Below are 23,633 nucleotides of genomic sequence, written 5' to 3' on the forward strand. Positions count from 1 at the left end.
TGGGGAATTCGCCTGGAGCCAAAGGATTTTGGAAAGAGGGCCTAATCCTCTTGACCACACAGGTCTATTAAAATACGCAATGAAGGGAACACTCTTCGAAGGTCAAATGTGGGTGAAAAAATTAAGCATACTAACAAAAAAGGAGCAAGTGGGTGAATGAGGGAAAGAGGGACGAAACAGATGTTTTGAGCCCAAAGCGTGGGAGCGAGTTCCTTAGGCGTGGTTGTGGGTTTTCAGCAGGTCGAATTTGGGAATCTCCATATCCGTGTGGGTTCGCTGAATGTCGGTGATCACAGGCATAAGTTCATAAAACAGGTCTACTAGATGGGGATCGAACTGTTTACCTATTAGGGAGTGAATCTCCTTGAGCGTTTTCTCCAGGGGCCAGGGATCTTTGTAGCATCGTTTGGATGAGAGCGCATCAAAAACATCAGCGATGGCGCAAATTCTGCCGACTATCGGAATATCTTCCCCGGCAATGCGATTCGGATAGCCGGAGCCATCCCATTTTTCGTGGTGGGTGAGTGCAATCACCTCACCCATTTGTAGGATGGGTGATTGGCTGCCGGAGAGGAGTTTGGCCCCGATGACGGTATGCTGTTTCATGGTTTCAAATTCTTCGTGATCCAATTTTCCGGGTTTCAGGAGGATCCGGTCCGGGATCCCCAATTTCCCGACGTCGTGCATGGGGGTCGCGTGAAAGAGGACATCACACTCGTCTTCGGACATGCCGGCGGCACGTCCCAAAGCTACGGCAAAGTGAGCCATGCGGATGATATGCGCGCCGGTTTCATTGTCTCGATGTTCGGCTGCACGGGCAAGGCGGTGGACTACTTCCAGTTGAGTGTCTTTGAGCTCTTGGGTACGGATCCGGACGGTTTCTTCCAATATGTCATTTTGTTGGGACACCGTTTTATTGAGTAGGCTGGCTTCCAGTAAATTACGAATTCGCATTAACACTTCCACCCTATCGAATGGTTTAGGCAGGAAGTCTTTGGCCCCTGATTCTAATGCTCGGAGGCGGGTTTCCCGGTCCTCTTCTGACGTAAGGACCAGAATGGGGAGAAACCCGTGCTTGTAAATGATCTGGAGTTGTCCCATTACCTGAAACCCATTAAGTTCAGGCATACGGATATCAAGGCAAATTAGATCTGGATCGAGTTCTTTAAACAGAGGTATCACTTGAGTGGGATCTTGGGTGGAATGGACTTGAGTGTACCCGCCATTTTTTAGAATGCTCTCCAAGAACATGATGTTGGTCATTTGATCATCCACGATGAGAATCGTGGCATTTTGGCATTGCTGTAGGGAAATCATTGTAGTCCGTATGACATCAAAAGGATCAACGTCATCATCCAGAATGAATCCTGGTTAACCGGCCACCAACATGGAGATCGGTTAGACGTTTCATCGATTTCTATGTGATTCTTCTCTCCTGGGAATGGTATCGGACATTTATTTTTGTCGGTCAATCCCAATGAAACTTGATGTAAGGGTCTACTTGATATCGAAAGAAGTGAGGAGCAGAAATGAATGGTTCTGGTGGAAGAGTCTTTCGGGAAAAGTGGCGGGGACATACAGGTGAGATTTTCCTATATCAATGTGTCCCTTCTTTCGATCTATCAAAAATACCCTCAAGTTCCTTCCGGGTTTGTTGAAAGACGTCTTGAATTTGGGGTTCCCAGCCTGACAGGGCGGCTGGCTCTCCGGCCTTACAGGTGGCTTCAATTTCACCCGCTAATTGTGCTAATGAGTCGGCACCCATGTTTCGGGAAATCCCCTTAAGGCCGTGGGCAGCCTCATTCAATTGGGTGGGGTTGTGTGTGTCCAACGCGTGCTCGATGAGGGTGACGCACTGGAGGGCGTCCTCGACGAATTTCTGAATCATGGACTCCAGAAACGCCCGGCCTCCAATTTCTTCGAGTTCCTTTAAGGTTTTGGTGTTGACTGCAGGCTGTCCGGAGGGAGGTGAATGGGGCAGGAGGTATGGGCCTTCTTCCTGAGTGGGAATATTGAAAATCTGCCGAGGCAGCCATTTTGTCAATACGCGGATCAGCTCTTCGGGACGAATAGGCTTGCTCAGGTAATCGTCCATTCCCGCTTCCAAGCATCTGAGCCGGTCCCCCTGCATGGCATTGGCGGTGAGGGCAATGATGGGCATGTGTTTGGAAATGGGCAGAGAGGTATCAGAGGATAGAAGAAAGGGTTGAGAGTGTATGGGCTCTTTCCCATCTAACTCTTTATGGGTTCCTTCTTTCGTTTCCTGCCCACGAATCGCGCGTGTGGCCTCATATCCATCCATTTCGGGCATATGACAATCCATCAGAATGGCATCATAGGTAATCCGGGACAGGGCTTCGAGGGCCTCTCGGCCATTCGCCACCACATCGGCACGGTGCCCGAGGCGTTCCACCATCATAACCGCTAATTGCTGATTGACGTGGTGATCGTCGGCCACCAGAATACGCGCCCGCTTTGGCCGACGCCATTCCTGCAGCTGGTGGGATGTGATCAACGGGGGCGAGAGGGCGTTGGTGCCCACGGGCTCATAGCCCATGACTGTTTCCAGGCAGACTTGTAACTGGTTTTTTCGAATGGGCTTGGTCAGATAGCCGACAAACCCGGCCTCTTGCGCGGCCTTGTGATCGCCCCGCGTCCCCAAGGAGGTGAGGAGCACGAGGCGCACGGCCGCGATGTTCGGGTCAGCTTTAATGGTGCGAGCTAACTGCAGTCCATCCATACCAGGCATTTCCATATCAATGATGGCGAGGTCCACGGGCTTGCCGTGGTGAGCCGCCTGTCGGAGAAGAGCCAGAGCATCCGTGGGAGTGGCGGCCAGAAAGCCGGTCATACACAAGTCTCGAAAGTATTGCGCCAATAATTGACGATTCGTGGGGTGATCGTCGACTCCGCAGACGGTGGCGCCCACCAGGCAAGTGTTGTCGGGTGTAGGGGACCGTGCGGGGGCAGGTTGTTTAGTCAAACACGCGGTAAACCAAAAGGTGCTGCCCTGCCCCAGTCTGCTCTCCACCCCCAGGTTTCCGCCCATCTGCTCTACGAGTTGTTTGGAGATGGCCAGGCCCAGGCCGGTGCCACCAAACTGGCGGGTAGTCGAACTATCGGCCTGCGAAAAGGGTTGAAATAGTTTGGCGTGGGCCTCAGGGGCAATGCCGATACCGGTATCGAGAACCTCCACCCGAATGGTGACGGTGTCGGAAGTATCATCGAGGACCTGAATTTGGACGACGACCTCACCGCGGGCCGTAAATTTGATGGCATTGCCCACGAGATTCATGAGAATTTGCCGCAGGCGTCCGGGGTCGCCTTGCAGAGCGGTCGGCACCGTGCTGGAAATCAGCCCCACGAGTTCTAATTGTTTCGTGCCGGCTGGCCCGGCCAGCAAGTCGAGCGTGTCCTCCAGGGTGGTGCGCAGATCGAAATCAATGATCTCGAACTCTAGCTTGCCGGCTTCGATTTTGGAGAAATCGAGGATGTCGTTAATAAGGGTTAGCAGGGTTTCGCCGGAGGACCGCACGGTGTTGGCCAGCTGGCGTTGCTGCGAGGTCAGATCGGTTTCGAGTAAGAGGCCCGTCATCCCGATCACCCCGTTCATGGGGGTGCGAATTTCATGGCTCATGGTGGCTAAAAATTGGGATTTGGCTTGTACTGCGGCCTCAGCCTGGGTTTTCGAGGTCTCTAGCAGCGTCAATTGTTTGTGAATCCACCTGGAAATAATCCATGCCGTGGATAAAAATCCGGCTACACATATTAGACTGAGGGTCAACATAAACCTCCAGCTTTGCGCAAAGGAGTTTTCGAATTTGTTTGTCACTTCTTGGGTTTGTTGGGACGCCAGTTTGGCGAATGACACTTGAGCTTCACCAATCTGTTCTTTTATGTCCTCCAAGCGTACATAGAATTCCGCACGTTCCGACTCCAGACGAAGAGAATTTTGTTTAAAACGATACAGACCTCCAGAGCCTAGCCCTATGGTTTGATGAGTCCTGTCTATCGTATATCCTTGACCAAAGAAGATTGACCCTAGATCCTGAAGAATCTTTTGAACGGTGTCGTTTGGAATGGGCGAGTCCCCCACTAGCATATTCATTCCCAGCGAGAGTCGAATCAAATTCTGTTGCAATTGGGAATCTTTTAAATCGACGAGCCGATCGGGATTGCGTTCGCCATAAAGAGTTTCCAATAAAACGGACAGGTTCCCCAATTCTGTCTGAATAATCGAAACACCTAGGGCGGCATTGCGAATCTGATGTGCGAGCAAGTCCTCGGAGAATACCAAGGCTTCCGAAGGAGGGGCCTGTTTCCCTTTGCGATAGGCCATGGTTTGAGCCAGGCGTGTCTTTTCTTCCCAGGATTGAATTTGGTTCTTCAAGTTTTTTAACCGTTCCCTGGCCGTTTTTATGGTTTGCTGTGATTGCAGGTCTTTCAAGATTGGCCGGGAATGTTGGACCCACTTTCGCACATCTACGCCCAGGGCTTGCAGACGCTGACCAGTCTTTAGCATTTGACTCAAAATGTCGTGGGTGTCTCCGGTGGGGTACTCGTCGATTCGCTCATTCAACGTTTTTTCGTAGGATTGAAATGGATCGGGGTTGAGTGTGCTCGCAAGAGGATTTTCCAGGGTGTTTTCTATTTGTTTCACTGCCTGCACGCCGAGATGATTCAGCGCATTACCCATTTCCCTCTGTAACGCTCCTGCTTCCATCGCAATTATTTTGTTGGTTTGTACCTCAAAGAGCGTATATCTCGTCAGGCCCAGGGTGACAACACCAAGGAGAACACCAAGGAATACGAGAAACCACACGAACCAAATGACGCGATGTCCAGTCGGAGCGAATGTCATGGGATTAATGGGCCTTCACTAGTTGGGGTAAGTTTTTCAAATAAAAGGAGACTACCGTCCCCTTTTTCAATTAGATCGCTCAGACCTGCAGGCTGCCCTGGTAATGGGAGGAGTTCAACTGAAGAGGATGTTTCATCCTCAATCGAAGGTTCCTAATTTTTCCAGGGCGGATACAGCCAAGACTCGTGTGGGAATCGGTCTGCATTCTTCCGGACCGAATCCCGAAGTTAAGGAAATTTTTCCCATTAAAAAAACCTTCAAAGGGACGGCGCCTAGTCCTGCGTCCTGAGCGAGCCGAATGAAATTTTGGCATGGTGCATAGCCGCCAACCATAATGACTCCTTAGGCAGTGAACCGGCCGGGAATATGGTGGCGAGGGCGTCTTCAGACGCCAGTGATTCCGTTGGTTATTGCTCTTTCCTCAGGCCTGGGGAGTTGTCCAATATTGAGCCCCGCGTCTTGGTTAGTGAGGACAAGCGGGCAAACAATTTTTTTCTGGTAGAAAAGAACTCCGGCTGGCCTTCTGTTAATTGTAAGAACCTACCAAAATATTGATTCGCTAACCGATTATTCCCCATTCGTTCATAGGCATAGCCCATATTCAAATGGATATGGGGCAATTCCGGTTGGAGTGCCTCGGCCTGCCGAAGTTCATGCACCGCAAGTTGGAAACTCCCTTGTTGTTCCGCTACCAGAGCTCGTTGGATCCATAATTGTGGGACTTTGTCGTTGCGTGCGAGGCCGCTTAAGAAATACTGATCCGCCTGTTCAAGCTGTCCTGCTCCCAAATACGCCGTGCCCATCCAGAACCATGGTTCCCAGGTGACGGGAGGATCATGGAAGAGGGGGGAAAGCATGGCATGCGCCTCTTTGTATTCACCGTTTTGGATAAGTTCTCGGGCGCGATGGAGCAAATTGGCAGAAGATCGCTGAGGTGGACCTGTGTTTTGAGCGTTCACCTGAACCCCCTCGTTTTTCAGAGTAAGGGCTGCCGTGTTAACAGGGGCAGAAGGCGCGTCACTCACAAGAGAGGTGATGGTTGTGAGTTCATCCAGATTGATTGGTTCTTCCTCTAAATCGGCTTCTAACGGGATGGGTTTGCCTGCCTCATTGACGGATGCGACTTCGACAAAGGTCGAATCACGTTGTTCTGATTGGGCAAGGACTGTGATTGGAGGACTGGTTGCAAATTTCTTCGGATCAGTGTTGGGCTGGTTCTGTGCTACGTCTGTTGTTGTGCGTGGCGTTGAGAGGGATGTGCCCGCGGTTTTCTGGTGAGGGTCTTCGGATGTGGGGGTTATTAATCGTGTTGCAGGTGCGGGGGAGGCCGGAGTTTCTTCCACGGGTTGTATGGGGAGGGCATGTTCGACCTTCAATGGAGAGGATGGCTCCATTGACGCGCCATCTTGGGATGTGGGCGATGCCTCATCCGGTTCCCGGGCAGCTGATACTGGAAGACTCTCTTCAGGTTCAGCAGTTGGTAGCTGCGTGGCTTCAAATGAACCCGAATCATCAGGTGGAGTCCCTAAAAGCGGAGAAGAGTTCGACAGAGCCACACGCTGTCCGGGCAAAGAAGAGGCTTCCGTTGGCATGCCGAAGTCCAGATGTAAGCCGATCCAGTAGGCACCCATGCCTAGACTGCTCAAGCCGATTGTCATGCCGATCCCGATCAACCAAAACTTTAATGGAGAGGGCCGGTGGTGCCAACCAGGTTCTCTTCTCACTTTAGGTGGAAGGACAAGGGGTGCCTGCTGGGCCGTCTCGGTCCCGTCATTTTTGGTCTGGGTCTGAAGTCGCTGGAGGGTGTCTGCGATGATACTCATGGTCTGTTCGTTTTCCGTGATCCTCTTGTTACGGAAGAAATTCTTTGGTTGCGCGCCAGATCATCATGGGAGTCACCGTATGTCGGCCCTGAGCATAAGCGGCTAACAGGGCCCGGTCGCACAGTTGATTGATGCGGCGCGGGACTCCACGACTCCAAGCATAAATGAGCCAGAGGACTCCCTCACCAAGATGAAATCGGTGTCGGGCATCGGCGATATGCAGTCGATGTCGGATGTACGCACGAGTCTCCCGCCAGGTAAATGATTCAAGGCGATAGCGAACGCTAATGCGCTGCCGCAATGGTCGAAAGGCCCGAGTCGCCAACTTTTGTTCCAACTCCGGTTGTCCAACCAGCAGGAGGCACATCAATTTATCTTTTTCGGTATCCAGATTGGAGAGAAGCCGAAGTCCTTCCAGGACTTTTCCACTGAGCCGGTGGGCTTCGTCCACCAACACGACGACCCGTTCCCCTTCCACGGCCAGACGGAGCAACAGCTTAGGCAGTTCCCGTTGCAAGGCCCCAAGCGACTGATCTTCAGGCAGTGTTCCGGTCAAATCTTCATAAATGGATACAAGTAAATCAGAATAGGACTGATCCGGATTCATGAGATACGCAAACCGAACCCCGGTCGGCGGATGGCGAAGCAGGTGCCGGCACAACAGGGTTTTACCGAGACCCACTTCCCCCGTCAGCATGGTAAGTCCACCACTGGCAATGCCAAATCGGAGATGATTCAGCGCTTCCAGATGGTGACTGCCGGGAAAAAAGAAATCGGTATCGGGTGTGAGGCGAAATGGGGGTTCAGAAAAACCCAATTCCTGATAGCACATGCTGAGATCTAACGTCGTCATCATGAGGCTCGTATAATCTTAGGGGAGAGAAAGATGACCAGCTCACTTTTCTTTTTAGCTGTGTACGTTCCCTTAAATAAGCGACCAAGATAGGGAATGTCACCCAAGAGAGGAACCTTGCGTTCGGTTTCTGAGGATTCTTCTTGGATGAGTCCACCGATAATGACCATTTCTCCATCTTTCAACCTGACCAATCCGGAGGATTGCTTGACATCTAAGACCGGGGCGGTGGCTCCGCCCTCTCCTCTTTTAGCACCTGGTGATTCCCTAATTTCACGGAGCCGGGAAAGAATCGGGGTCACATCCAGCATAATCCATCCATCTTCGGAGATCTGGGGTGTAACGGAAAGGACCAAGCCTACCGTGACGGATCGCACCTGCTCAGTCACAATATTGCCACTCCCGGCAGTTCCTTGAGCAACGGTTGAGGAAAAAAATGGTTCATCGGTGGCGACTTTAATTAAGGCCGGTTGGTTATTCATCGTGACCACCCGAGGTTGAGAGATCACTCGAATTTCGCCCTGTTCTTCCAGTGCTGTGAGCACTCCATCAAAACTCCCATCCTCGAAGGAGATAGTGGTCGTGGCAGCTTTTGCCATGAAACCTCCGAAGGGCGCGGTAATTATGTTTGCGAGGGCAATGGCGCCATTTGTGCCATCAAAATTAATCCTGCTCCAATCAATACCCAGACTGTACTGATCATCCAGAGCAACTTCATAAATCCGCACCTCGATCTCTACCTGTCGGTATAGGGCCTCGTGAACGCTTTTGAGAAAATCGTCAATTTCATCGACCCGTTTATACCGATCAGATATCTGAATAGTTCCTGAGAGACGATTGACCACGAGTCGTCCCTCTTCGGACATCAGAGTCTTAATTTGCATTTCCAATTCTTCCCAGAATTTTATTTCGTCCTCCTGGTTCACCGTGATTTGTCCGGTGTCCTGGGATGCGCCGCCTCCGCTCCCCCCGCTGGAACCGGAGCTGAGCTGCGCGCGGTTTTGTCCTGTTCCACTCCGAACGAGACGGATGTAATCGACGTTCAATGTTTTCGTTTTGAATTGCCTGACCTGAATCAGGTTCTGGTGGTGTTCCCAGTAATAACCATGGGCCTCCAAAATGGCTGACATCGCCTGTTCCAGGGGCAGATGATGAAAATCAACGGTAATGGTGCCGGTGATTTCTGGTCCGGCCACAATATTTAAATGGTTGCTCCGAGCAAACAATGCCAACGCGTCAATGACAGGCAGATCTTGTGCGCGAAACGAATACAAGGGCCCCATGGAAGGGGCAGGTGGCGGTGTCGGAGGCTTGGGGAGATCGCTGGTGAGCAACATGCGATCCTCCAGGGAAAATGTCGCCTGAGGGTTGTTCACGGATGATGCCGCCACATCTGAGCTCAGGGAAAGTCTTTGTGAAGTCTGTGTGGTGGTGGCATCTGAGATTGACCGGTCTGCATCTGGATTGGCGATGGTGCATCCCCACAGACTGAGCATGCCCAAAAGAGCCAGACTTTGAAAAACTCGTACGCCATATGTGAAGGATGCTCCGTTGGACGGGCGAGTGGATATAATGAACGTCTGAGGATTCACTATGGTGTTGTGGCGCATGTCGTCTTTCATGGAGTGATGAGGAAAGTTATGACGTCGTTTTTTTGGAAAATGTTATCCATTGGTTTTTGCCCTGATGTTTGAGCCATACCCCTTTGGGCTGAATGGACAGGACCTGATATCCGTTAATCATTTCTCCTTCATACACGACGGTCCGGTTGATCACGGCACTCCGATGTTCGCCTTCGACGGCAATGGCTTTAAGGGTAAAGGTATTCGTCACCTGCTTCTCCCCTGTTTGGGTTGCTCCCAACGAAGCTGGGTCCGGTTGCTCCCGAGAGGCCGCTACGATGGGGGCAAAAGGATCACGGCTTGAGTATTCGATCCATTGACCAGCCTCATCCTCATGGGGTCGCCCCGTAGAGGTAAGGGGAGGGAGAGTCGGGGCAGACAGCAGTCGATTCAGTCCCACGGAGATGATTCCCGGTGCATCGGATGCCGTATCCACGATATTGGTATAGACTGCGAATCCTGCGAGAAAACACAGACCAATCGTGACAAACGGATTTTTTAAAGCTCGACGGAATCGTTGATTTTCATCCATACCGACAATCCAATGGTTAAATGAGTGGCTTGTTGACCATCTCCCATGACCGTCACATTCTGAATGTCGACTCTTGGTCCGGATCTGGTGAGAGCTTTTAGGAACTGAAGATAGGAACGATATGCATTGTGATTTCCCTCCGAATTAACTTGAATTTCCAACGGAACCAATGTCACTCCCTGTATGGGAGCCGTGGTGCGTTCTGTGCTCAAAATCCGATATTGGATGAGGAGGTTCCACTGGTTGCCGTCGGTCTGAAGCGTTTGCGCCCATTGCGCCAAATGGGTGAAGTTTTGGAGTAAGCGTTGTTCAGCCAGTTGGAGGTGAGTGGCAAGCGCTTCCGGACGAGCCTGAAGGTATTGAGAGCGAAGCTCCGACACCTGTTGTTCCAAGCCGATCGCATCTTGAGTCAACGATTGGCGCTTCTGAATGGCGAAAAGTTTATCCAGACTCACCCAGCCCACAATGGATAACGTGCCAATCAGGAGCATCACGAGGGCCGTGCTTCTGAGCTGTTGGGGATTGGGCCACTCAAAACGTCGAAGCCACTTCATGACATGGTTCCCTTCAAGGTGAACCGATAGAGCGGGCGTTCGTTGCTTGAGGTGGCGGTTTGGGTCAAGAGTTGATCTCGCCAATCCTCATGCAGGGACACATGATAGGGTCCATCCGCCAGCTGTTGCACGAATTGATCCACCACAAGCAATGTGGCGGCAAGATTGGTAGAAGTGCTGCCGTCCAGCTCCACGTTCCATCCGTCCTGGGTTCGCTCCACAAAGGCTTTGCGCAAGATGACCTGGGTGGGGATAATGGATCCCAGATAGTTGAGAAATGGGCCTTCTAATTCCGGCGTGGTGGTTTCGCTGACGGATTGAGCCCATTGTCGTTTCGTGTCTAACGACATGAGGCGACCTTCCCATTGCGCGTAATCCTGCTGGAGGGCGCTGACCTGGTCGGTCATGGTCTGCATCGCTGTGCGATGTCTGGCTAAATAACCTTCGATGACGCTGGTTGTTCCGACTCCGAAAAGAATAAAAACCGCAAGCATGGCGACGAAAGCCTTGGTGAGGGTCTTTCGTAGCGGAGCTTGGAGAACCTGCGTGGGTGTGAAGTTGCTGTGCAAATTGACCGGAAGCATCGCACCGACCCACAGCCAGTAATTCCAGTCCGGCTTGATGGGGTATGGTATGAGAGGAGTATTGACGTGTGGCTGTATTTCACCTGCCGTTAATCGTGCTTCATCGTTCCAAAACCAGATGCAGGGAAACTGTAAATTGGTTTGTTGTGTGATAAACATGATCGTTCGGTTGGCCTCGGTTCCGACCCGCTCTCCTAGTGGAACCCAGTCTTGAGCCGGGAACAGATGTCGGGTCCAGATCGGGGTTCCATTATCATTTCCTGCGACAATCATGATTTTGCCTTCGAGCATGGTGATCAGGATCGAACCTTTTCCAGGTTCGACAGGCAACGTGCTGAGTTGACTCTCAGCCAGAGTAGAAAGAGGAGCCAACTGACGAAGAGATAAGCCTGACTCTTGGCAGATGTGCACGATCTTCTCGATATAGTCTTGGGGCCATATATCAAGGTGGACATGTAATTTCCCTCGCGCTTCCAAGCCTAGCTGATATCGCCAAGCCGCTGGGCCCTCCCACGGTTTTTCCTGTTGGACCTTTCGTTCAAGAAAAGGAAGGAGGTCAGTGGGGAGCATCGGAGGGATTTGAATGGTCCGGGAGGCAAGCCGCGGATGGTCAACGAGCATGGCGAGGTGCGTGCCGGGAAATTGGGTGTGGTGAATCGCTTCTTCCAACGCTTCGCGAAGTGTGTCTAGGGAGACGTGCCGGCCTGGACGTTCCCAACTCCGTCCAATGGTATTTTTCACAATTGATAAGGCTTTCAATCGACCATTGGAAAGGCTGACGCTTAAAATCGTCTGTTTTTTCTTCACCAGGGTCTTCTGGAGGTTCAGGGGGACCTCCGGCGTAGGTGTCTGAGCGTCGGCAAAAGATGTGGGTGATTGCAAGGTGTTGAACATCGTATTAGGGGCTATAGCAACCGCTACTGTTGATTCGCCATTGGGATCCTGCCGCGCAGTCGGGGTCGAATTGAAATCCGGCTTCGGTGGTCAGGGTGAATTGTGTTTCTGGAACGCTAAATGTATTCGCTTCGTCTAAACTCACCGTGGTTCCCGAGAAGTGATAGCGACTATGCGGCAGAAGTGTGCCGCCACCGGAATTAGTCGGGCTCCCATCGACCGCGTAACTACCTCCTGCCCCATTGGCCGAGAGGCTGAGGAGATGAAATAAATGGCCCACGTGCCTGCGATGAATTTTCAGATCCGGTGTTCCTGTTTCATCGGTGTTCCACCAGGTTTCAAAGTCGGCATCCGTGGTAATGGAGGGATTCACATTTTGGGACAGATGGGTTATGACCATAAATCGTGCGTCCGCCAAGGCCGTCGTGGAGAGACCTGCGGCGTTGGTGAATCCACTGATGTTGGGTTGCACGAAGTAATAGCGGAGAAATCCATTAGGGTTCGTGGTGAGTTGTCCTAGCGCGGTCGCGACATAATCCGGACTCAGCGCGGTGAGTGTTGCCGGAAATGAACGTGTCTGCCGAAGGTAGAGTTCAATACCTCGGGCGATTGTGGCCAATTGTTCATCCTCCGCATCCCGCTTCGCGGCGGCCAGTTGATTGATCACATTTGGCGCAATGAGGCTCGCGAGAATGGCGATGATTGCCAGGACGCCAATCATTTCCACAAGCGTAAATCCATGTGTAGATAGACAGCGGGCCTCAAATAATCCGAAAAATTTCCGGCCTATTCTTTGAACGGTGTTCCGGTTACCGCACTGAATCAACTGGAAGCCGGTGCCGGGACGCCAGCCTGTCTCGAATGCGATCGAGGCCGTCTGGAGCCCTATGGCCTGAGTGGGAAAGTCATTGCGTCTTGTCATGAGTCCGATCCCGTCTTGCTCCTTCTCAGCGAGGCTTTTGTCTCGGGGGTGCGTGTACGTACTCTTCTCTCAGTCGGGCATATCCCGCCTGTTAGTCCACCAACCTTTCTTTCGGTGTTTAAAAAGCCAATCTTAATTTTCTTAAATTTTTCAATTGATCATGGCGGGTTTGTGAGGACCACAAGGGGGCGGGACGATCCGCCGGAGGTCAGGTTAGGGAGGTGGGGAAGCAGTCATTTTTTGCCGGGTCAGGGAGCGAGAATAACTCGAGAATGTTTCCGCCTAACAGGGAGGAGACAGAGGATTCCATCGTTTGGTGGCCCCGCATAAGGGGTCGAACCAATAACCGGTATTGGTGGTGAGAGAGAATTCAACATCAGGGATGTTGTAGCTATCGTCCTCGTCCAAACCGATTTCGGTGCCTAAAAGGTGAAGGCGGCTATGGGTTGGAAGAAGAGCGCCGTTGGAATGAGTGGGTTGATGGTCAATGGAAAAACTTCCCCCATTTCCCTTGGGGATAAGGTCTACCATATAAAAAAGATGGCTGATCGTTCCACGATGAATAATGAGCGGAGGAGTCGTGCTGTCATCCATGTTCCACCAGGTTTCAAAGGAGGCGGGTGTGGTAATGGCGGGGGCCGCATCTTGTGCGAGATTGGATATGAGAAGAAACCGGGCATTGACGAGTTCACCGCCAGTCAGTCCGGTCGAGTTTTGGAATCCGGTTATGGAGGGATGCACCGCATAATAGCGGGGAAATCCTCGTGCGTTTTGCGTCATGCGGGCTTGAGGCAATGGCACAAAGTCAGGTGCAAGGATGAGTAACGAAGGGGGGAACGCGTGGTTCTGTCGAAGATACGAGATGATTCCGTTGGCGATGAGCTGAAGATCACGGATTTCACGGTCTTCACTCGTTGAATCCCAGACTCTGACCATGGAGGGCGACACAACAGCAAGCCCTATAGATAGAATCGCCAACAGGCCGATAAACACAATGAGGGTGGTTCCGGCTTCCGGGTCAGAGGCATTCTGGTGGCGGGGCGGGGAAGGTAAGGCAACGCCGGGGTGGCGAAGGTTGCCTGTCAATGGATTCCACCCATTAAACTCATCATGGGCATAAAGAGGGATAGGGCGACGATACCCACAATCGCGATTAATCCTAAAGTAATCAGAGGTTCGAGAATGCCAAAAACTTTTTTGATTCTGCGCGGAATTTCCCGATTATAATAATGAGCCACATTCATGAGTGTGTGGGGTAATGTCCCGGTGGCTTCCCCGACCGAGATCATTTGAATCACCATTGGCGGAAAGACCGGATGACGGCTTAATGATTCATTGATGGTGGAGCCCTCGGACACGGCGCGCTGTGTGTCCTGAAGCGCCCGTTCCATGACAGAATTGCCCACCAGTCCCTGGCACAGTTGCAGGCTTTGCAGAACAGGGATGCCGGCTCGATACAAGACGGCAAAGTTTTGAACAAATTTGGATATCGTGAGCATCCGGATGAGTTCCCCCAGAACTGGGAGTTGTAAGACCATGCGGTCCCGCCAGTGCGCGAATCCCGGCAGGTATTTTCGTCCCAGGGTCCACACCATTGGGCCGAGCAGGAGGAACGAACTCCAGAGCCACCAGCTCCCCACGATCAGTTCACTGAGGGTGATAATGAGGATGGTGATAGTCGGGAGAGGCACATGCAGACCTTCCAGGATAGGGACAAACCGGGGAATGACGAACGTAAAGAGCAACACCAGTAATCCGATCACCGCTATCATGACAATGCTCGGATATATGGTGGCCTGGCGCATGTCTCCACGGATCTGATCCAGCCAATCCAGATATCGTTCTAATTCTTTGAAGGTATCGGTCAATGTGCCGCTGTCTTCCCCGGCATGCACCAAATTAGTGATTTGAGGAGGAAAAATTCTGGGGTGTTGCTTCATGGCATCATGCAAGGTGTTTCCAGCCTCGACTTGTTGAAAGATGGCATGTAAGGTCGAACGCAAATGAAGGTTGGGTGTCTCAATCGACAAACTCTGTAAAGCCTGGGTAAGGGGAATGCCGGCCTCGAGGAGGGTGAACATGTGTGTGGAGAATTCCATAAGATCGCGGGGTTTGACTCTTCCTTTTTTTTGAGTGGGTCGTGCAAGGGACTTCGGTTTGGATTCCAACGTGCGCACAAGCCAGAGTCCCATGTCCTGGAGCTGGCGTTCCAGGTGGTAAAGATCCGGCGCCGCCATTTTTCCCTCAATCGGTTTCCCATGGGCGTCGATGGCGCGGTACTGAAAATTAGCCACCGGTCACCCTCAACACTTCTTCGAGCGTGGTAATTCCCTGAAGGGCTTTCATGAGTCCGTCATCAAACATTGTTGGCATTCGATCCCGCCGGATAATGGCCCGAATACCCGCCATATCCGGGCCGTGCACGATAGGCCCATGTAGTTCCTCTGAAATCTGGATTATTTCGTAAATGCCTGCTCGACCTTTATAGCCTGTCTGGCCGCATGCGTGGCATCCTTTTCCTATCCAGAGAATCGGGGGGATGTTGTCCGGCAATTCCACTCGAAGATCTGCAAGGACCGTGGCGGCATCCGTTCGTTCAACCTTGCATTCGGGACAAATGCACCGAACGAGTCGTTGGCCGATGATGGCGGTCAGGGCGGAGGCGAGAAGGAACGCTTCCACGCCCATGTCGATTAAACGTGGAATGGCTCCTAGCGCATCGTTGGTGTGAAGTGTCGAAAAAACCAAATGTCCGGTTAGGGCCGCGCGCATGGCCAGATCGGCCGTTTCTTGGTCACGGATTTCACCAACAAGAATGACGTCAGGATCCTGCCGAAGTAGGGCACGAAGTCCGGCCGCAAAGGTCATGCCGATGTCCGGATTGACTTGCGTTTGGCGAATGAGAGGCATTTGATATTCGATCGGGTCCTCCAGTGTAAACACACTTTTTTCTTTGGCATCGACATGACGGAGGGCCGTATATAACGTCGTGGTCTTTCCACTTCCTGTGGGACCTGTCACAAGGATAATGCCATGGGGACGTTGGATCAGGGATTGGATGCGCGATTGGTCGTTGGGTGTAAACCCCAAAGCCAGGAATTCTAATTTCAATGCCCCTTTATCCAGAATTCGGAGGACAATGCTTTCTCCGAAATTCGTTGGAAGGGTCGACACACGAAGATCAATTCGACGAGTGCCTAACGTAAAGGGGATCCGGCCGTCCTGGGGAGTTCGTTTTTCTGTGAGGTCAAGATTGGCCATGAGTTTAAACCGAGCGGTAATGGGCGCTTGAAGCGGTTTTGGAATGAGAATTTCTTGTGTGAGAATGCCGTCAATGCGCATTCGGACCCGTAAATAGTACTCATCCGGCTCGACATGGATATCTGTCACCCGTGATTGAATGGCGGCGGTAATGAGTTGATTGCACAAGCGAATCATCGGCGCCACCCGGCTCCCGTCTTCCCCGAGATCCGAGATCCCTTTGACCATTAATTCATCAAGCAGTTGCTTAATGGATTCCCGATGCGCATAGTGCCGCTCGATCGCTTCAATTAACTCTTGGGCAGGGGCTGTGTGGGTGTGGACGTTGAGCCCGATGCGACTTTCAATGGTATCCACCGCCACAATATTCAACGGATCTGCCATGGCCAGGTTCAACACATTCCCCTGTTTGCTAAGAGGGAGGACTTGAAACTGGGTGGCGATGTCGTAGGGAATGAGATTGATAATTTCCGATGGGATGAAGATCGTTGAGAGGTCGACTATGCCGGTTTGGGTGCCCTCAGCCAGATAATGGGCCAGGACTTTTTCGGTAATGAATCCCAGGCCAATGAGGGTTTGGCCGAGCATCACACCTTTTCTCTTCGTCTCCCGGACCGCCAAGTCCAATTGTTCTTGAGTGATCCAGCCGTCTTGGAGGAGAGACGTTCCGAGGAGAGGCCGTGCGGCTTTGGGTGGTGTGGGTGTGATTGGCATGGGCGGGACTGCTAGGAGAAGTTTATGGGCGACAGCAAATGGGTGCTCGCCTGTGAGGAACGCATAGGAGGAGGGAGCACAGCCATTGTTGGCTTTTTCTCAATCATCCCTCAATGAACGAGGATGGGAATTATTGATGTGTAAGATAAATATACATGCGATCATTGCCCGGATTGTATTTTACGCGTCCGCGTAATTGGCGTTCGGTTATGCTTGCACCGATACCGGCATCGATGACTCCATCAATTTCATTGAATTCCGTATCGGAAACTCCGTCGACTCTGAGATAGGCCACTCGGGCTCCAGTGGGGAGATCGCTGTTGCCATCATCACCTTTCAGATCCCATCCGACATTCGTCCCTGTTGTCGCTGTCCCGAGTGCCACTGCCGTTTGCGCCGGCATGTACATGGTTGTGCCCAGTCCCGGAGGCGTATTGGTATTAAATTTTTCCAGATAGGGTCCTCGGAACCGGCTCCATTGATTGGTTCCGGTATTCAACGGATCGGAGGCGTCGAGCGTTAAGCGAGCTCCAAGAGAGGTAACGGTGGCGCTGTTCCCTCCGGTCTCTTGTGCCGGAGTTCCAGCGGCATTGAGAGGCCAGATGGTTCCGATATCTCCATAATACTTTGCGACGGCGGTCTCATACGTTCTCACAGCGGCAGCCATGGAGCTGGCTTTAGACGACGCAATCAGAGTGAAAATTTTTGGCAGTAACAAGGCAATCAGTATGGCGATGATGGCCAATACCCCGATCATTTCCACCAGGGTAAACCCCTGGGAATGATGAAGCGGCCGGAATAGTGTTTTTGGCATCTGTCAGTTCTCCTTTACGAAGGGCGTGTCGTTTGGCCGAGTTTCAGGCTGAATATGGAAAATGGTATGGATGACACGCCCATACAAAATCCATCGGCATCTGGGTTGGCATTCTTAAGCCCACTCGTATTCTGGAAATTAGGATTGCGGCCGTGAGCGGGATTGCAGGTCTAGAAGTGCGATGCTGGCAAATGGATCCCCGAGTTGAGATGCTTGACTGAAAAGTCGGTGAGCGGCTTTGGAATTTGATGGGCCGATGTGGCCATCTGCATAAAGATATCCCAGATGAACGAGTGCTGAAGAAAGATCAGGATTGAGTTCAAGTGCCTGTTGAATGGCATCTTTGGCATGGTCAATAAAGCCCAGGCTTTTCAGCGCGATGCCCATGCCGAGATAGGCCTCGGCTGATTTGGGGTCGATCCTGAGGGAATCTTGATAAGCCGCTATCGCGTCTTCCGGCCGACCATTTAACAATGACCGCCATCCCGTATTCGTCTGGTCTTGGGTGACATTGTTGTTAAGCAGGACTGCGATGTGTGTGGGTTTCTTTTTTGGAGGAGAATGGGATGGCTGAGATCCTGTAGGTTTGGGTTCGTTGGGCGAGGGGTGAAGGGGATTGGTAAGAAGAGTGGATTGCTCAACCTTTAATGAGGCGGTGTTTTTGCGATCAGGCTGAGCGTGAGGAGGGATATAGTTGTTGATCTTTTCTAGTTGCCGGATGAAAGGCTGAGGGTCGGATTCATCTCCATGACTGAAGTCTTGGGAGCCGGGAAGCGTCAAATGACTTCCCTGGGCGGAAGACCAGGTCATTATTCCTAGACCAATGATCATACTGAGGATGAACGTGGCCGAAGATGACCCTAGGGCTTTAGATGTTCCTTTGGTTTTTGCCCTTGGTACTAAGGTGGGATGTCTCATGTTGGCTCATTGCCTCAGTGGTTCCAGGTTGAACCTATCGGACAATAGGCAACATGCTTAAGGGATTACGCGTGAAGTGTTGACCAAATTTCCAAAAACCCAACTCAAAAAGCCGGGAACGGCCAACAAAAGAATACATGTGGTTGAGAGGTAATCGGAGGGCTGAGAGATGTCTGATAGTCCTGCCACGATTCAACCCCTGAGTCAAATTAGCGCCACAGGATCCTTAGAAGTATCAATGAAAGACGTGTCTGAGATGTGTGGAGAATTTCGGGATGAATATGGGAAAGGTCGGAACTCGCTGGATGAGTGTCCCGATTGGAGTAAGGTCTGAGACACATAACAAAGCCCACCTGTTATTGAGGTGGGCTTTGTTGAGCCAGGAAACGCTTGGTTTGATGATCAGGTGGCTTGATCGGGAAACGCGGCTTTTAAAAGAGGCTGCAATTCCCCTTTTTCTTCCATTGGACCTAAGACATCCGTATCCCCATAAAACTGGCCATTAATGAAAACTTTTGGCAAAGTCGGCCAATTGGTCATTTTAGAAAGAGCCTCCCGTTTTTCAGGATTTGGCAAGGCGTTGATTAATTCATAGGGATAGCCGAATTTGTTAAAAAACTCCATGGTCTCCACGGTAAATCCGCACTGTGGGGCAGACTTGGTGCCCTTTCCGTAAATGAGAATTTTGTGTTGGGCGATTTCTCTCTTAATTTCGTCTTCAATGGGCGTACTCATAAGATTATCCTCCTTGGGCTTCATTGCGGGTTTTGGCCTGAATTTCTAGGGCATGAATGCGTCCGTCTTTCATGGGCGCGTCGAGGGCTTGGTAAATCATTCGATGACGGTCCAACAAATTCTTTCCTTCAAAAGCATTGGAAATGACTTTGACCGTAAAATGGTCCATGGTACCGGTTCGATCAAGGACCGAAACTTCGGCATCGCCTAACGCTTCCTGAAGTTGAGTGCTCAGCTCTTCAAATGTCATCATAGAAAAAATGTAATCCTAGTAAAAATTGATGGAATACTCAGGTCCCACTATACCGGAGAGAGAATTTTCTGCGCAATGCGGGTCTGGTATCTTTTCATCATGAATGGTTCCTGGGGGGCATGAGGTGTAGTTAGGCCCGTCCGTGCGGTGCGGAAAAAGCCATATCCGAGGTGAGGTCAAATGCGAGGTGTGAAGAAAAAATGTCGGTTAGGGAAGAAAGAAAGGTGAGGAGGGGCCTCATATTGTCTCCTGACTTCTCAATTTTTTCCCACATTCTTTTTTTAGAGCGGAGAAGGATAGAGATGTGTTTGCAGAAAGGCTCCGAGACCCTGCAACACTTGAATGGGAATTTCATGGCCACCACGAAATTCTACCCAACTGACGGGTAAACCAGCCATTTGGATATGCTCACGAAGTTGCTGCGCCATGGAAAACGATAAAATAGGATCGTCGGTGCCATGGCTTTGAAATACCGGGAGACCCTGGCGATTGGGTAGGCGGGTGATCCATTCTTGCTTAGCAATGAGGGTGCCCGATAATAGTACTAATCCTGCGAAGGGAATATCGGTATGAAGGGCCAAATCAGTCGCCAGCATGGCTCCCTGTGAAAACCCTCCTACGATCACCGATGATGATGGTACGGACAAGGTTTCTGTGGCAAGAGAAAGGACATCCTGCATTTGGGTACGGGCCGGAGGCAAGCCACGGGGGATTTCTTGTGACAATGCCTCCCATTGCCCTTGGGCCCTGGCTTGGTTGAGGCGTTCCATGTCCAGCATCCACCAAGCTCGGGCGTCCCCATAGCCCATGCTCAATTGGAGTGGAGCGGCAGGAAAGAGGAAACGGACTTCCTCTGGGACATTGAGATAGCGCCATAAGGCGACTAAATCATCCCCTGGTGCTCCGAATCCATGCAAGAGAACCACAAGGGGTCCCTCACCGCTCCCTTGGCGATCCACACCCCCTGTAATGCAGACATCTAAACCGGCCCAATGTTCGTGTCGCATACAGTCAAAAGTCTAATGATGAAGAAGAGAGAAGGGGAATATGTTCAATTGGCGATGATTTGGTAAACACGAGACTCTGATGCTGGAAGGGAAACGTTCAAAAATCCTAATGTCCCATTTTTGGAGCGCCGGCATTGGCGCCTTCTGTGATGAGCGGAATTCGCAAAGTCTGGTGACAGTGATTGCAGACGACTTTCAGGGTATTCTCGTCGGCATATTGGATCTCTTCTTCTTTTTTCCAAAATAACTTACTGCATTTTGGACATTTTCTGACTAACATCGACATCGACACGACTCCAGTTTTTTGTCACGTATTTCTAGTAGACTTAGTGTAATACATCTTGCCACAATCTGCCAACGCATGATCAATTTTTTGGATTCCCATGACGTCAAGGCGCAACAGCTTTTGGCATTGTTCTGCCAAACGGATTGGGCTTGTCATCGTTCACTGGAGGACACTGAACATATGCTCGCTCATACGGATGTGGCCATTTCTGCCTGGGAGGGCTCAAGACTCGTCGGGTTTGGAAGGGTGTTGACGGATTTTATCTATCGCGCTTCGATTTGGGATGTGATTGTGGATCAGGCCTATCAGGATCGGGATATTGGTAAAGGGATTATCCAGCGAATTTTAACGCATCCCAAATTGGAACGGGTGGAGTTGTTTTGGCTTTGCACCAGGCGTTATCAGGGATTTTACGCCTCTTTGGGATTTTCTGATAAGGAACAGACTGGTATGGTCTGGGATCGGAGCAAGCATGTTGCTCCTCCCACGAAACCATTGAATGGGTAGAGATGGGCCATGGCAGGGCTTGCAACATATCGAGTGTCATGCGATTGAGGCACGCAGGCCAATGAATCGAGGTAAACAATGATTGTTGTGGGGATGATGTCAGGGACATCGGCAGATGGGGTGGATGCCGCAGTTGTGGATATTCGAGGAACCGGACATCGTCTCAAGAGTGTCCTGCTCAAACATGTTGGTCGTCCGTATGCTCCCAAGCTTCGGCAACGAATTTTACAGGTTTGTGAGCAGGGAACCGTCGGGCAGATCTGTCACCTCAATGTGGTCCTGGGCGAAGTATTTGCTAAAACCGCGTTGTTAGCTATCAAGCATTCCGGGATTTCTCCTCAACGAGTGGCGTTGATCGGCTCGCATGGTCAAACAATTCATCATCGGCCTGCCGCGATCTATGAGCCCGGTATTGGTCAGATCCGTTCGACATTGCAAATTGGAGATCCCCATGTGATTGCGGAGCGTACCGGAATCACGACTGTATCGGATTTTCGAGGCAGAGATCTGGCTGCCGGTGGAGAGGGAGCTCCATTAGCTCCTTATGTCCATGCCCTTCTTTTTGCTCAGAAACGTGCCACACGAATGGTGGTCAATCTAGGAGGGATTGCGAATGTGACCCTATTACCCGGCGGGGGAAATCTGTCAGCGGTTCGGGCGTTTGATACAGGCCCTTGCAATATGTTGTTGGATGGATTGGTGGCGATGGGGACAAAGGGCATAGCTGGATTTGACCGGGGTGGTCGTCTTGCCATGAAGGGGCAAATAGATAAGGGCTTGCTTCGTTGGCTGCTGACGCATCCCTATGTGTCTCGTAGGCCTCCCAAATCCACTGGGCGTGAAATGTTTGGAGAGCACTATATCCAACGTGTGTGGGCCCAAGCGAAGCGTCGCCATTTGGGTATTTCTGACCTGTTAGCGACGAGCTGCCGGTTTATCGCCCAGGTGATCCACCAAGCGCAAAAGTGGACGAGGAAAGTCCCCGATGAGTTGGTATTTGGCGGTGGAGGGGTACGAAATGCTCGTCTCTGGTCAGAACTGTCCGGAGTGTTCGATCCCATTCCCGTGATGCGCATGGATGAATGTGGGGCCTCCAGTCAGGCCTTTGAGGCGCAAGCCTTTGCGGTGCTGGCGTATCAAACAGTGAAGGGGGTCTGTGCCAATTTGCCTAAGGTCACGGGTGCTCGCCATTCGGTTATTTTGGGGACGGTCACTCCCGGTATTCACGGACTTCCCTAGAATGTTCCTTGTTATTTCGGGCTTTTTCCCACTGGTGAAATGACGGACCGATTGATGTCTCAGAACGGACTTTCACTGATTCTCCTGGCAGTGTTTATGCTCGGAGTCGTGTTTTTGTTGCGATGGATCTGGCGCCGTCCTCTTCCAGCAGGGGTTCTACCAGCTTTGAATCCTGAATCCGGTGAGAGTGTGGTAACCGCTCGACCTATCATGTCGCCGGAAGAAGCGACTCTCTACAATCTGATTACCTTAGCGGCTCGTGATCATATGCTGGTTTTGGCCAAAATCCCGCTCCTGAGTGTCCTGTCCGTTGTCGATAAAGATGAAGAAGCTCGAAAGGCAGCTATGCGAACGATTCAGCCTGTTCGCTGTGATGTTGTTCTTGCCCATCCTGGGACGCTTAAAGTCATGACAGTCATTACCTTGAACAAGGAGATTCCTACTACATCAGGACGCGAGGACCGAGATCGATTTGTGGAGACCCTGTTGAAGGCGGCGGGAATTCAATCGATCATTCTTCAGACCACACAGACGTATTCGGTAGATCAGCTCACCGGATTGCTTGGCTTGGCTGAGGAAGAATAGGACCGGGAACCGACGGGCTTCTAAGCCGTAATGACCGGTAGGATCGCCTGAAAGGTTTTCAGACCTTCATCCACGATGGTACCTGTTTGTACTGCCGGATCATGCATGGGAAGAAACCTGGCAATTTTAAAGAATGTACGATGGTCGAGTGTTGCCGCGATTTCTGATCGTCGACCGTGTGTAATCGGAAGTGTCAACCCAGGTCCCGTTTTCCACTCCCAGAGAGATGGGCTGAGACACAGGCAGAGATGATGGTCTGCCACCTCCGAGTATCGATTAAATACATTGCGTCGATATTGCTTCACAAGCGGGCCCTCAACTATCAGAGCGAAGACTATGTGGTGTCCCCACCAGATGAGGGAACGGAACGCGAACTTGTTCTCACGCGTATAAAATCTTGGGATATCGACATATTGATATGGAAAATTTTCCAGATGTTCGCCTTTGACAAATTGACTGGCTTGAGGGTCGAACCCTTCAGGAGCCAAAAGGTGATGTAAGCCGATTTCTGCCTCGATCCGCTCATGGAGGTGTTCAAGGACCTGCTTGATTTTGACCGAAATTTCCGCTTTCTTCCGAAAAAAATCCTGATCGGCCAAGAGGGCCAATTCGTCAGGAGTGAAGAGAGGACTGGTAGTCATAAGTTCATGTACCTCACATACCCTTGGA

At 51.4% G+C, this 23,633-nt stretch carries 23 protein-coding genes; 4 read left to right on the forward strand and 19 right to left on the reverse strand.

Going from position 1 to position 23,633, the window contains the following annotated elements; all coding sequences use genetic code 11:
- Positions 1–213 precede the first annotated feature (213 nt).
- The 14 genes from PQG83_RS16985 to PQG83_RS17050 all read right to left on the reverse strand — a co-directional run bounded on the left by PQG83_RS16985 (position 214) and on the right by PQG83_RS17050 (position 18,244).
- Complete coding sequence (locus PQG83_RS16985; protein WP_312743599.1) at positions 214–1,317, reverse strand: HD domain-containing phosphohydrolase; 1,104 nt, start codon at positions 1,315–1,317, stop codon at positions 214–216.
- A 280-nt stretch (positions 1,318–1,597) separates the two neighbouring features.
- Positions 1,598–4,861, reverse strand: coding sequence for a response regulator (locus PQG83_RS16990; RefSeq protein WP_312743602.1), 3,264 nt, complete (start codon positions 4,859–4,861; stop codon positions 1,598–1,600).
- A gap of 407 nt (positions 4,862–5,268) precedes the next feature.
- Entirely contained in the window at positions 5,269–6,684 is a 1,416-nt protein-coding gene (locus PQG83_RS16995) for a tetratricopeptide repeat protein (RefSeq protein WP_312743605.1), read from the reverse strand.
- Positions 6,685–6,712: 28 nt separating this feature from the next.
- The gene (locus PQG83_RS17000) at positions 6,713–7,540 is read right to left on the reverse strand and encodes an ExeA family protein (RefSeq protein WP_312743608.1); all 828 of its coding nucleotides are present in this window, start codon (positions 7,538–7,540) and stop codon (positions 6,713–6,715) included.
- On the reverse strand, positions 7,537–9,147 hold the full coding sequence (locus PQG83_RS17005) for a type II secretion system protein GspD (RefSeq protein ID WP_312743611.1): 1,611 nt from the start codon (positions 9,145–9,147) through the stop codon (positions 7,537–7,539). Before PQG83_RS17005 ends, PQG83_RS17000 begins: the two co-directional genes overlap by 4 nt.
- A 28-nt stretch (positions 9,148–9,175) precedes the next feature.
- Positions 9,176–9,691 (reverse strand): hypothetical protein, encoded by a 516-nt coding sequence (locus tag PQG83_RS17010; RefSeq protein WP_312743613.1) that lies wholly within the window; start codon positions 9,689–9,691, stop codon positions 9,176–9,178.
- Positions 9,658–10,245, reverse strand: a complete 588-nt coding sequence (locus PQG83_RS17015) for a hypothetical protein (protein WP_312743615.1) — start codon at positions 10,243–10,245, stop codon at positions 9,658–9,660. The genes PQG83_RS17010 and PQG83_RS17015 overlap by 34 nt, the downstream gene beginning before the upstream one ends.
- Positions 10,242–11,636, reverse strand: a complete 1,395-nt coding sequence (locus PQG83_RS17020; RefSeq protein WP_312743617.1) for a hypothetical protein — start codon at positions 11,634–11,636, stop codon at positions 10,242–10,244. Before PQG83_RS17020 ends, PQG83_RS17015 begins: the two co-directional genes overlap by 4 nt.
- 91 nt (positions 11,637–11,727) lie before the next feature.
- On the reverse strand, positions 11,728–12,645 hold the full coding sequence (locus PQG83_RS17025) for a type II secretion system protein (RefSeq protein WP_312743620.1): 918 nt from the start codon (positions 12,643–12,645) through the stop codon (positions 11,728–11,730).
- 282 nt (positions 12,646–12,927) lie between these two features.
- Entirely contained in the window at positions 12,928–13,731 is an 804-nt protein-coding gene (locus PQG83_RS17030) for a hypothetical protein (RefSeq protein WP_312743623.1), read from the reverse strand.
- On the reverse strand, positions 13,728–14,939 hold the full coding sequence (locus PQG83_RS17035; RefSeq protein ID WP_312743626.1) for a type II secretion system F family protein: 1,212 nt from the start codon (positions 14,937–14,939) through the stop codon (positions 13,728–13,730). The genes PQG83_RS17030 and PQG83_RS17035 overlap by 4 nt, the downstream gene beginning before the upstream one ends.
- On the reverse strand, positions 14,932–16,620 hold the full coding sequence (locus PQG83_RS17040) for a GspE/PulE family protein (RefSeq protein ID WP_312743629.1): 1,689 nt from the start codon (positions 16,618–16,620) through the stop codon (positions 14,932–14,934). Before PQG83_RS17040 ends, PQG83_RS17035 begins: the two co-directional genes overlap by 8 nt.
- Before the next feature lie 130 nt (positions 16,621–16,750).
- Positions 16,751–17,434, reverse strand: coding sequence for a prepilin-type N-terminal cleavage/methylation domain-containing protein (locus PQG83_RS17045; protein ID WP_312743632.1), 684 nt, complete (start codon positions 17,432–17,434; stop codon positions 16,751–16,753).
- A gap of 138 nt (positions 17,435–17,572) precedes the next feature.
- Positions 17,573–18,244, reverse strand: coding sequence for a tetratricopeptide repeat protein (locus PQG83_RS17050; RefSeq protein WP_312743635.1), 672 nt, complete (start codon positions 18,242–18,244; stop codon positions 17,573–17,575).
- A 277-nt stretch (positions 18,245–18,521) separates the two neighbouring features.
- On the opposite strand from PQG83_RS17050, the gene PQG83_RS17055 reads away from it, so the two are divergent.
- Positions 18,522–18,686 (forward strand): hypothetical protein, encoded by a 165-nt coding sequence (locus PQG83_RS17055; RefSeq protein ID WP_312743636.1) that lies wholly within the window; start codon positions 18,522–18,524, stop codon positions 18,684–18,686.
- A gap of 68 nt (positions 18,687–18,754) precedes the next feature.
- Here the strand turns inward: PQG83_RS17055 and PQG83_RS17060 are convergent, their stop codons facing one another.
- The 4 genes from PQG83_RS17060 to PQG83_RS17075 form a co-directional block, all read right to left on the reverse strand.
- Complete coding sequence (locus PQG83_RS17060; protein ID WP_312646007.1) at positions 18,755–19,087, reverse strand: glutaredoxin family protein; 333 nt, start codon at positions 19,085–19,087, stop codon at positions 18,755–18,757.
- Positions 19,088–19,091: 4 nt separating this feature from the next.
- Positions 19,092–19,340: a BolA/IbaG family iron-sulfur metabolism protein gene (locus tag PQG83_RS17065; protein WP_312743639.1), complete on the reverse strand. Its 249-nt coding sequence runs from the start codon at positions 19,338–19,340 to the stop codon at positions 19,092–19,094.
- Between the two features lie 281 nt (positions 19,341–19,621).
- The gene (locus PQG83_RS17070) at positions 19,622–20,347 is read right to left on the reverse strand and encodes an alpha/beta hydrolase (RefSeq protein ID WP_312743642.1); all 726 of its coding nucleotides are present in this window, start codon (positions 20,345–20,347) and stop codon (positions 19,622–19,624) included.
- Between the two features lie 106 nt (positions 20,348–20,453).
- Positions 20,454–20,633, reverse strand: a complete 180-nt coding sequence (locus tag PQG83_RS17075; protein ID WP_312743645.1) for a hypothetical protein — start codon at positions 20,631–20,633, stop codon at positions 20,454–20,456.
- Between the two features lie 75 nt (positions 20,634–20,708).
- Between PQG83_RS17075 and PQG83_RS17080 the strand changes: the two genes are divergently transcribed.
- From PQG83_RS17080 to PQG83_RS17090, 3 genes are all read left to right on the forward strand, one after another.
- Positions 20,709–21,140 (forward strand): GNAT family N-acetyltransferase, encoded by a 432-nt coding sequence (locus tag PQG83_RS17080; protein WP_312743647.1) that lies wholly within the window; start codon positions 20,709–20,711, stop codon positions 21,138–21,140.
- A gap of 78 nt (positions 21,141–21,218) precedes the next feature.
- Positions 21,219–22,379: an anhydro-N-acetylmuramic acid kinase gene (locus PQG83_RS17085; protein WP_312743649.1), complete on the forward strand. Its 1,161-nt coding sequence runs from the start codon at positions 21,219–21,221 to the stop codon at positions 22,377–22,379.
- A 54-nt stretch (positions 22,380–22,433) separates the two neighbouring features.
- The gene (locus PQG83_RS17090; protein ID WP_312743650.1) at positions 22,434–22,964 is read left to right on the forward strand and encodes a DUF2726 domain-containing protein; all 531 of its coding nucleotides are present in this window, start codon (positions 22,434–22,436) and stop codon (positions 22,962–22,964) included.
- Positions 22,965–22,984: 20 nt separating this feature from the next.
- On the opposite strand, the gene PQG83_RS17095 is transcribed toward PQG83_RS17090, so the two are convergent.
- On the reverse strand, positions 22,985–23,605 hold the full coding sequence (locus PQG83_RS17095) for a hypothetical protein (RefSeq protein WP_312743651.1): 621 nt from the start codon (positions 23,603–23,605) through the stop codon (positions 22,985–22,987).
- Positions 23,606–23,633 lie beyond the last annotated feature (28 nt).

The organism is Candidatus Nitrospira neomarina (assembly GCF_032051675.1).
GTDB lineage: Bacteria > Nitrospirota > Nitrospiria > Nitrospirales > UBA8639 > Nitrospira_E > Nitrospira_E neomarina.

Bases quoted from the DNA above. Each gene is read 5' to 3' on its own strand.
- PQG83_RS16985 (WP_312743599.1), bottom strand. From the start codon at position 1,317: ATGATTTCCCTACAGCAATGCCAAAATGCCACGATTCTCATCGTGGAT.
- PQG83_RS16990 (WP_312743602.1), bottom strand. From the start codon at position 4,861: ATGACATTCGCTCCGACTGGACATCGCGTCATTTGGTTCGTGTGGTTT.
- PQG83_RS16995 (WP_312743605.1), bottom strand. From the start codon at position 6,684: ATGAGTATCATCGCAGACACCCTCCAGCGACTTCAGACCCAGACCAAA.
- PQG83_RS17000 (WP_312743608.1), bottom strand. From the start codon at position 7,540: ATGATGACGACGTTAGATCTCAGCATGTGCTATCAGGAATTGGGTTTT.
- PQG83_RS17005 (WP_312743611.1), bottom strand. From the start codon at position 9,147: ATGCGCCACAACACCATAGTGAATCCTCAGACGTTCATTATATCCACT.
- PQG83_RS17010 (WP_312743613.1), bottom strand. From the start codon at position 9,691: ATGGATGAAAATCAACGATTCCGTCGAGCTTTAAAAAATCCGTTTGTC.
- PQG83_RS17015 (WP_312743615.1), bottom strand. From the start codon at position 10,245: ATGAAGTGGCTTCGACGTTTTGAGTGGCCCAATCCCCAACAGCTCAGA.
- PQG83_RS17025 (WP_312743620.1), bottom strand. From the start codon at position 12,645: ATGACAAGACGCAATGACTTTCCCACTCAGGCCATAGGGCTCCAGACG.
- PQG83_RS17040 (WP_312743629.1), bottom strand. From the start codon at position 16,620: ATGCCAATCACACCCACACCACCCAAAGCCGCACGGCCTCTCCTCGGA.
- PQG83_RS17045 (WP_312743632.1), bottom strand. From the start codon at position 17,434: ATGCCAAAAACACTATTCCGGCCGCTTCATCATTCCCAGGGGTTTACC.
- PQG83_RS17050 (WP_312743635.1), bottom strand. From the start codon at position 18,244: ATGACCTGGTCTTCCGCCCAGGGAAGTCATTTGACGCTTCCCGGCTCC.
- PQG83_RS17055 (WP_312743636.1), top strand. From the start codon at position 18,522: ATGTCTGATAGTCCTGCCACGATTCAACCCCTGAGTCAAATTAGCGCC.
- PQG83_RS17060 (WP_312646007.1), bottom strand. From the start codon at position 19,087: ATGAGTACGCCCATTGAAGACGAAATTAAGAGAGAAATCGCCCAACAC.
- PQG83_RS17065 (WP_312743639.1), bottom strand. From the start codon at position 19,340: ATGATGACATTTGAAGAGCTGAGCACTCAACTTCAGGAAGCGTTAGGC.
- PQG83_RS17070 (WP_312743642.1), bottom strand. From the start codon at position 20,347: ATGCGACACGAACATTGGGCCGGTTTAGATGTCTGCATTACAGGGGGT.
- PQG83_RS17075 (WP_312743645.1), bottom strand. From the start codon at position 20,633: ATGTCGATGTTAGTCAGAAAATGTCCAAAATGCAGTAAGTTATTTTGG.
- PQG83_RS17080 (WP_312743647.1), top strand. From the start codon at position 20,709: ATGATCAATTTTTTGGATTCCCATGACGTCAAGGCGCAACAGCTTTTG.
- PQG83_RS17085 (WP_312743649.1), top strand. From the start codon at position 21,219: ATGATTGTTGTGGGGATGATGTCAGGGACATCGGCAGATGGGGTGGAT.
- PQG83_RS17090 (WP_312743650.1), top strand. From the start codon at position 22,434: ATGTCTCAGAACGGACTTTCACTGATTCTCCTGGCAGTGTTTATGCTC.
- PQG83_RS17095 (WP_312743651.1), bottom strand. From the start codon at position 23,605: ATGACTACCAGTCCTCTCTTCACTCCTGACGAATTGGCCCTCTTGGCC.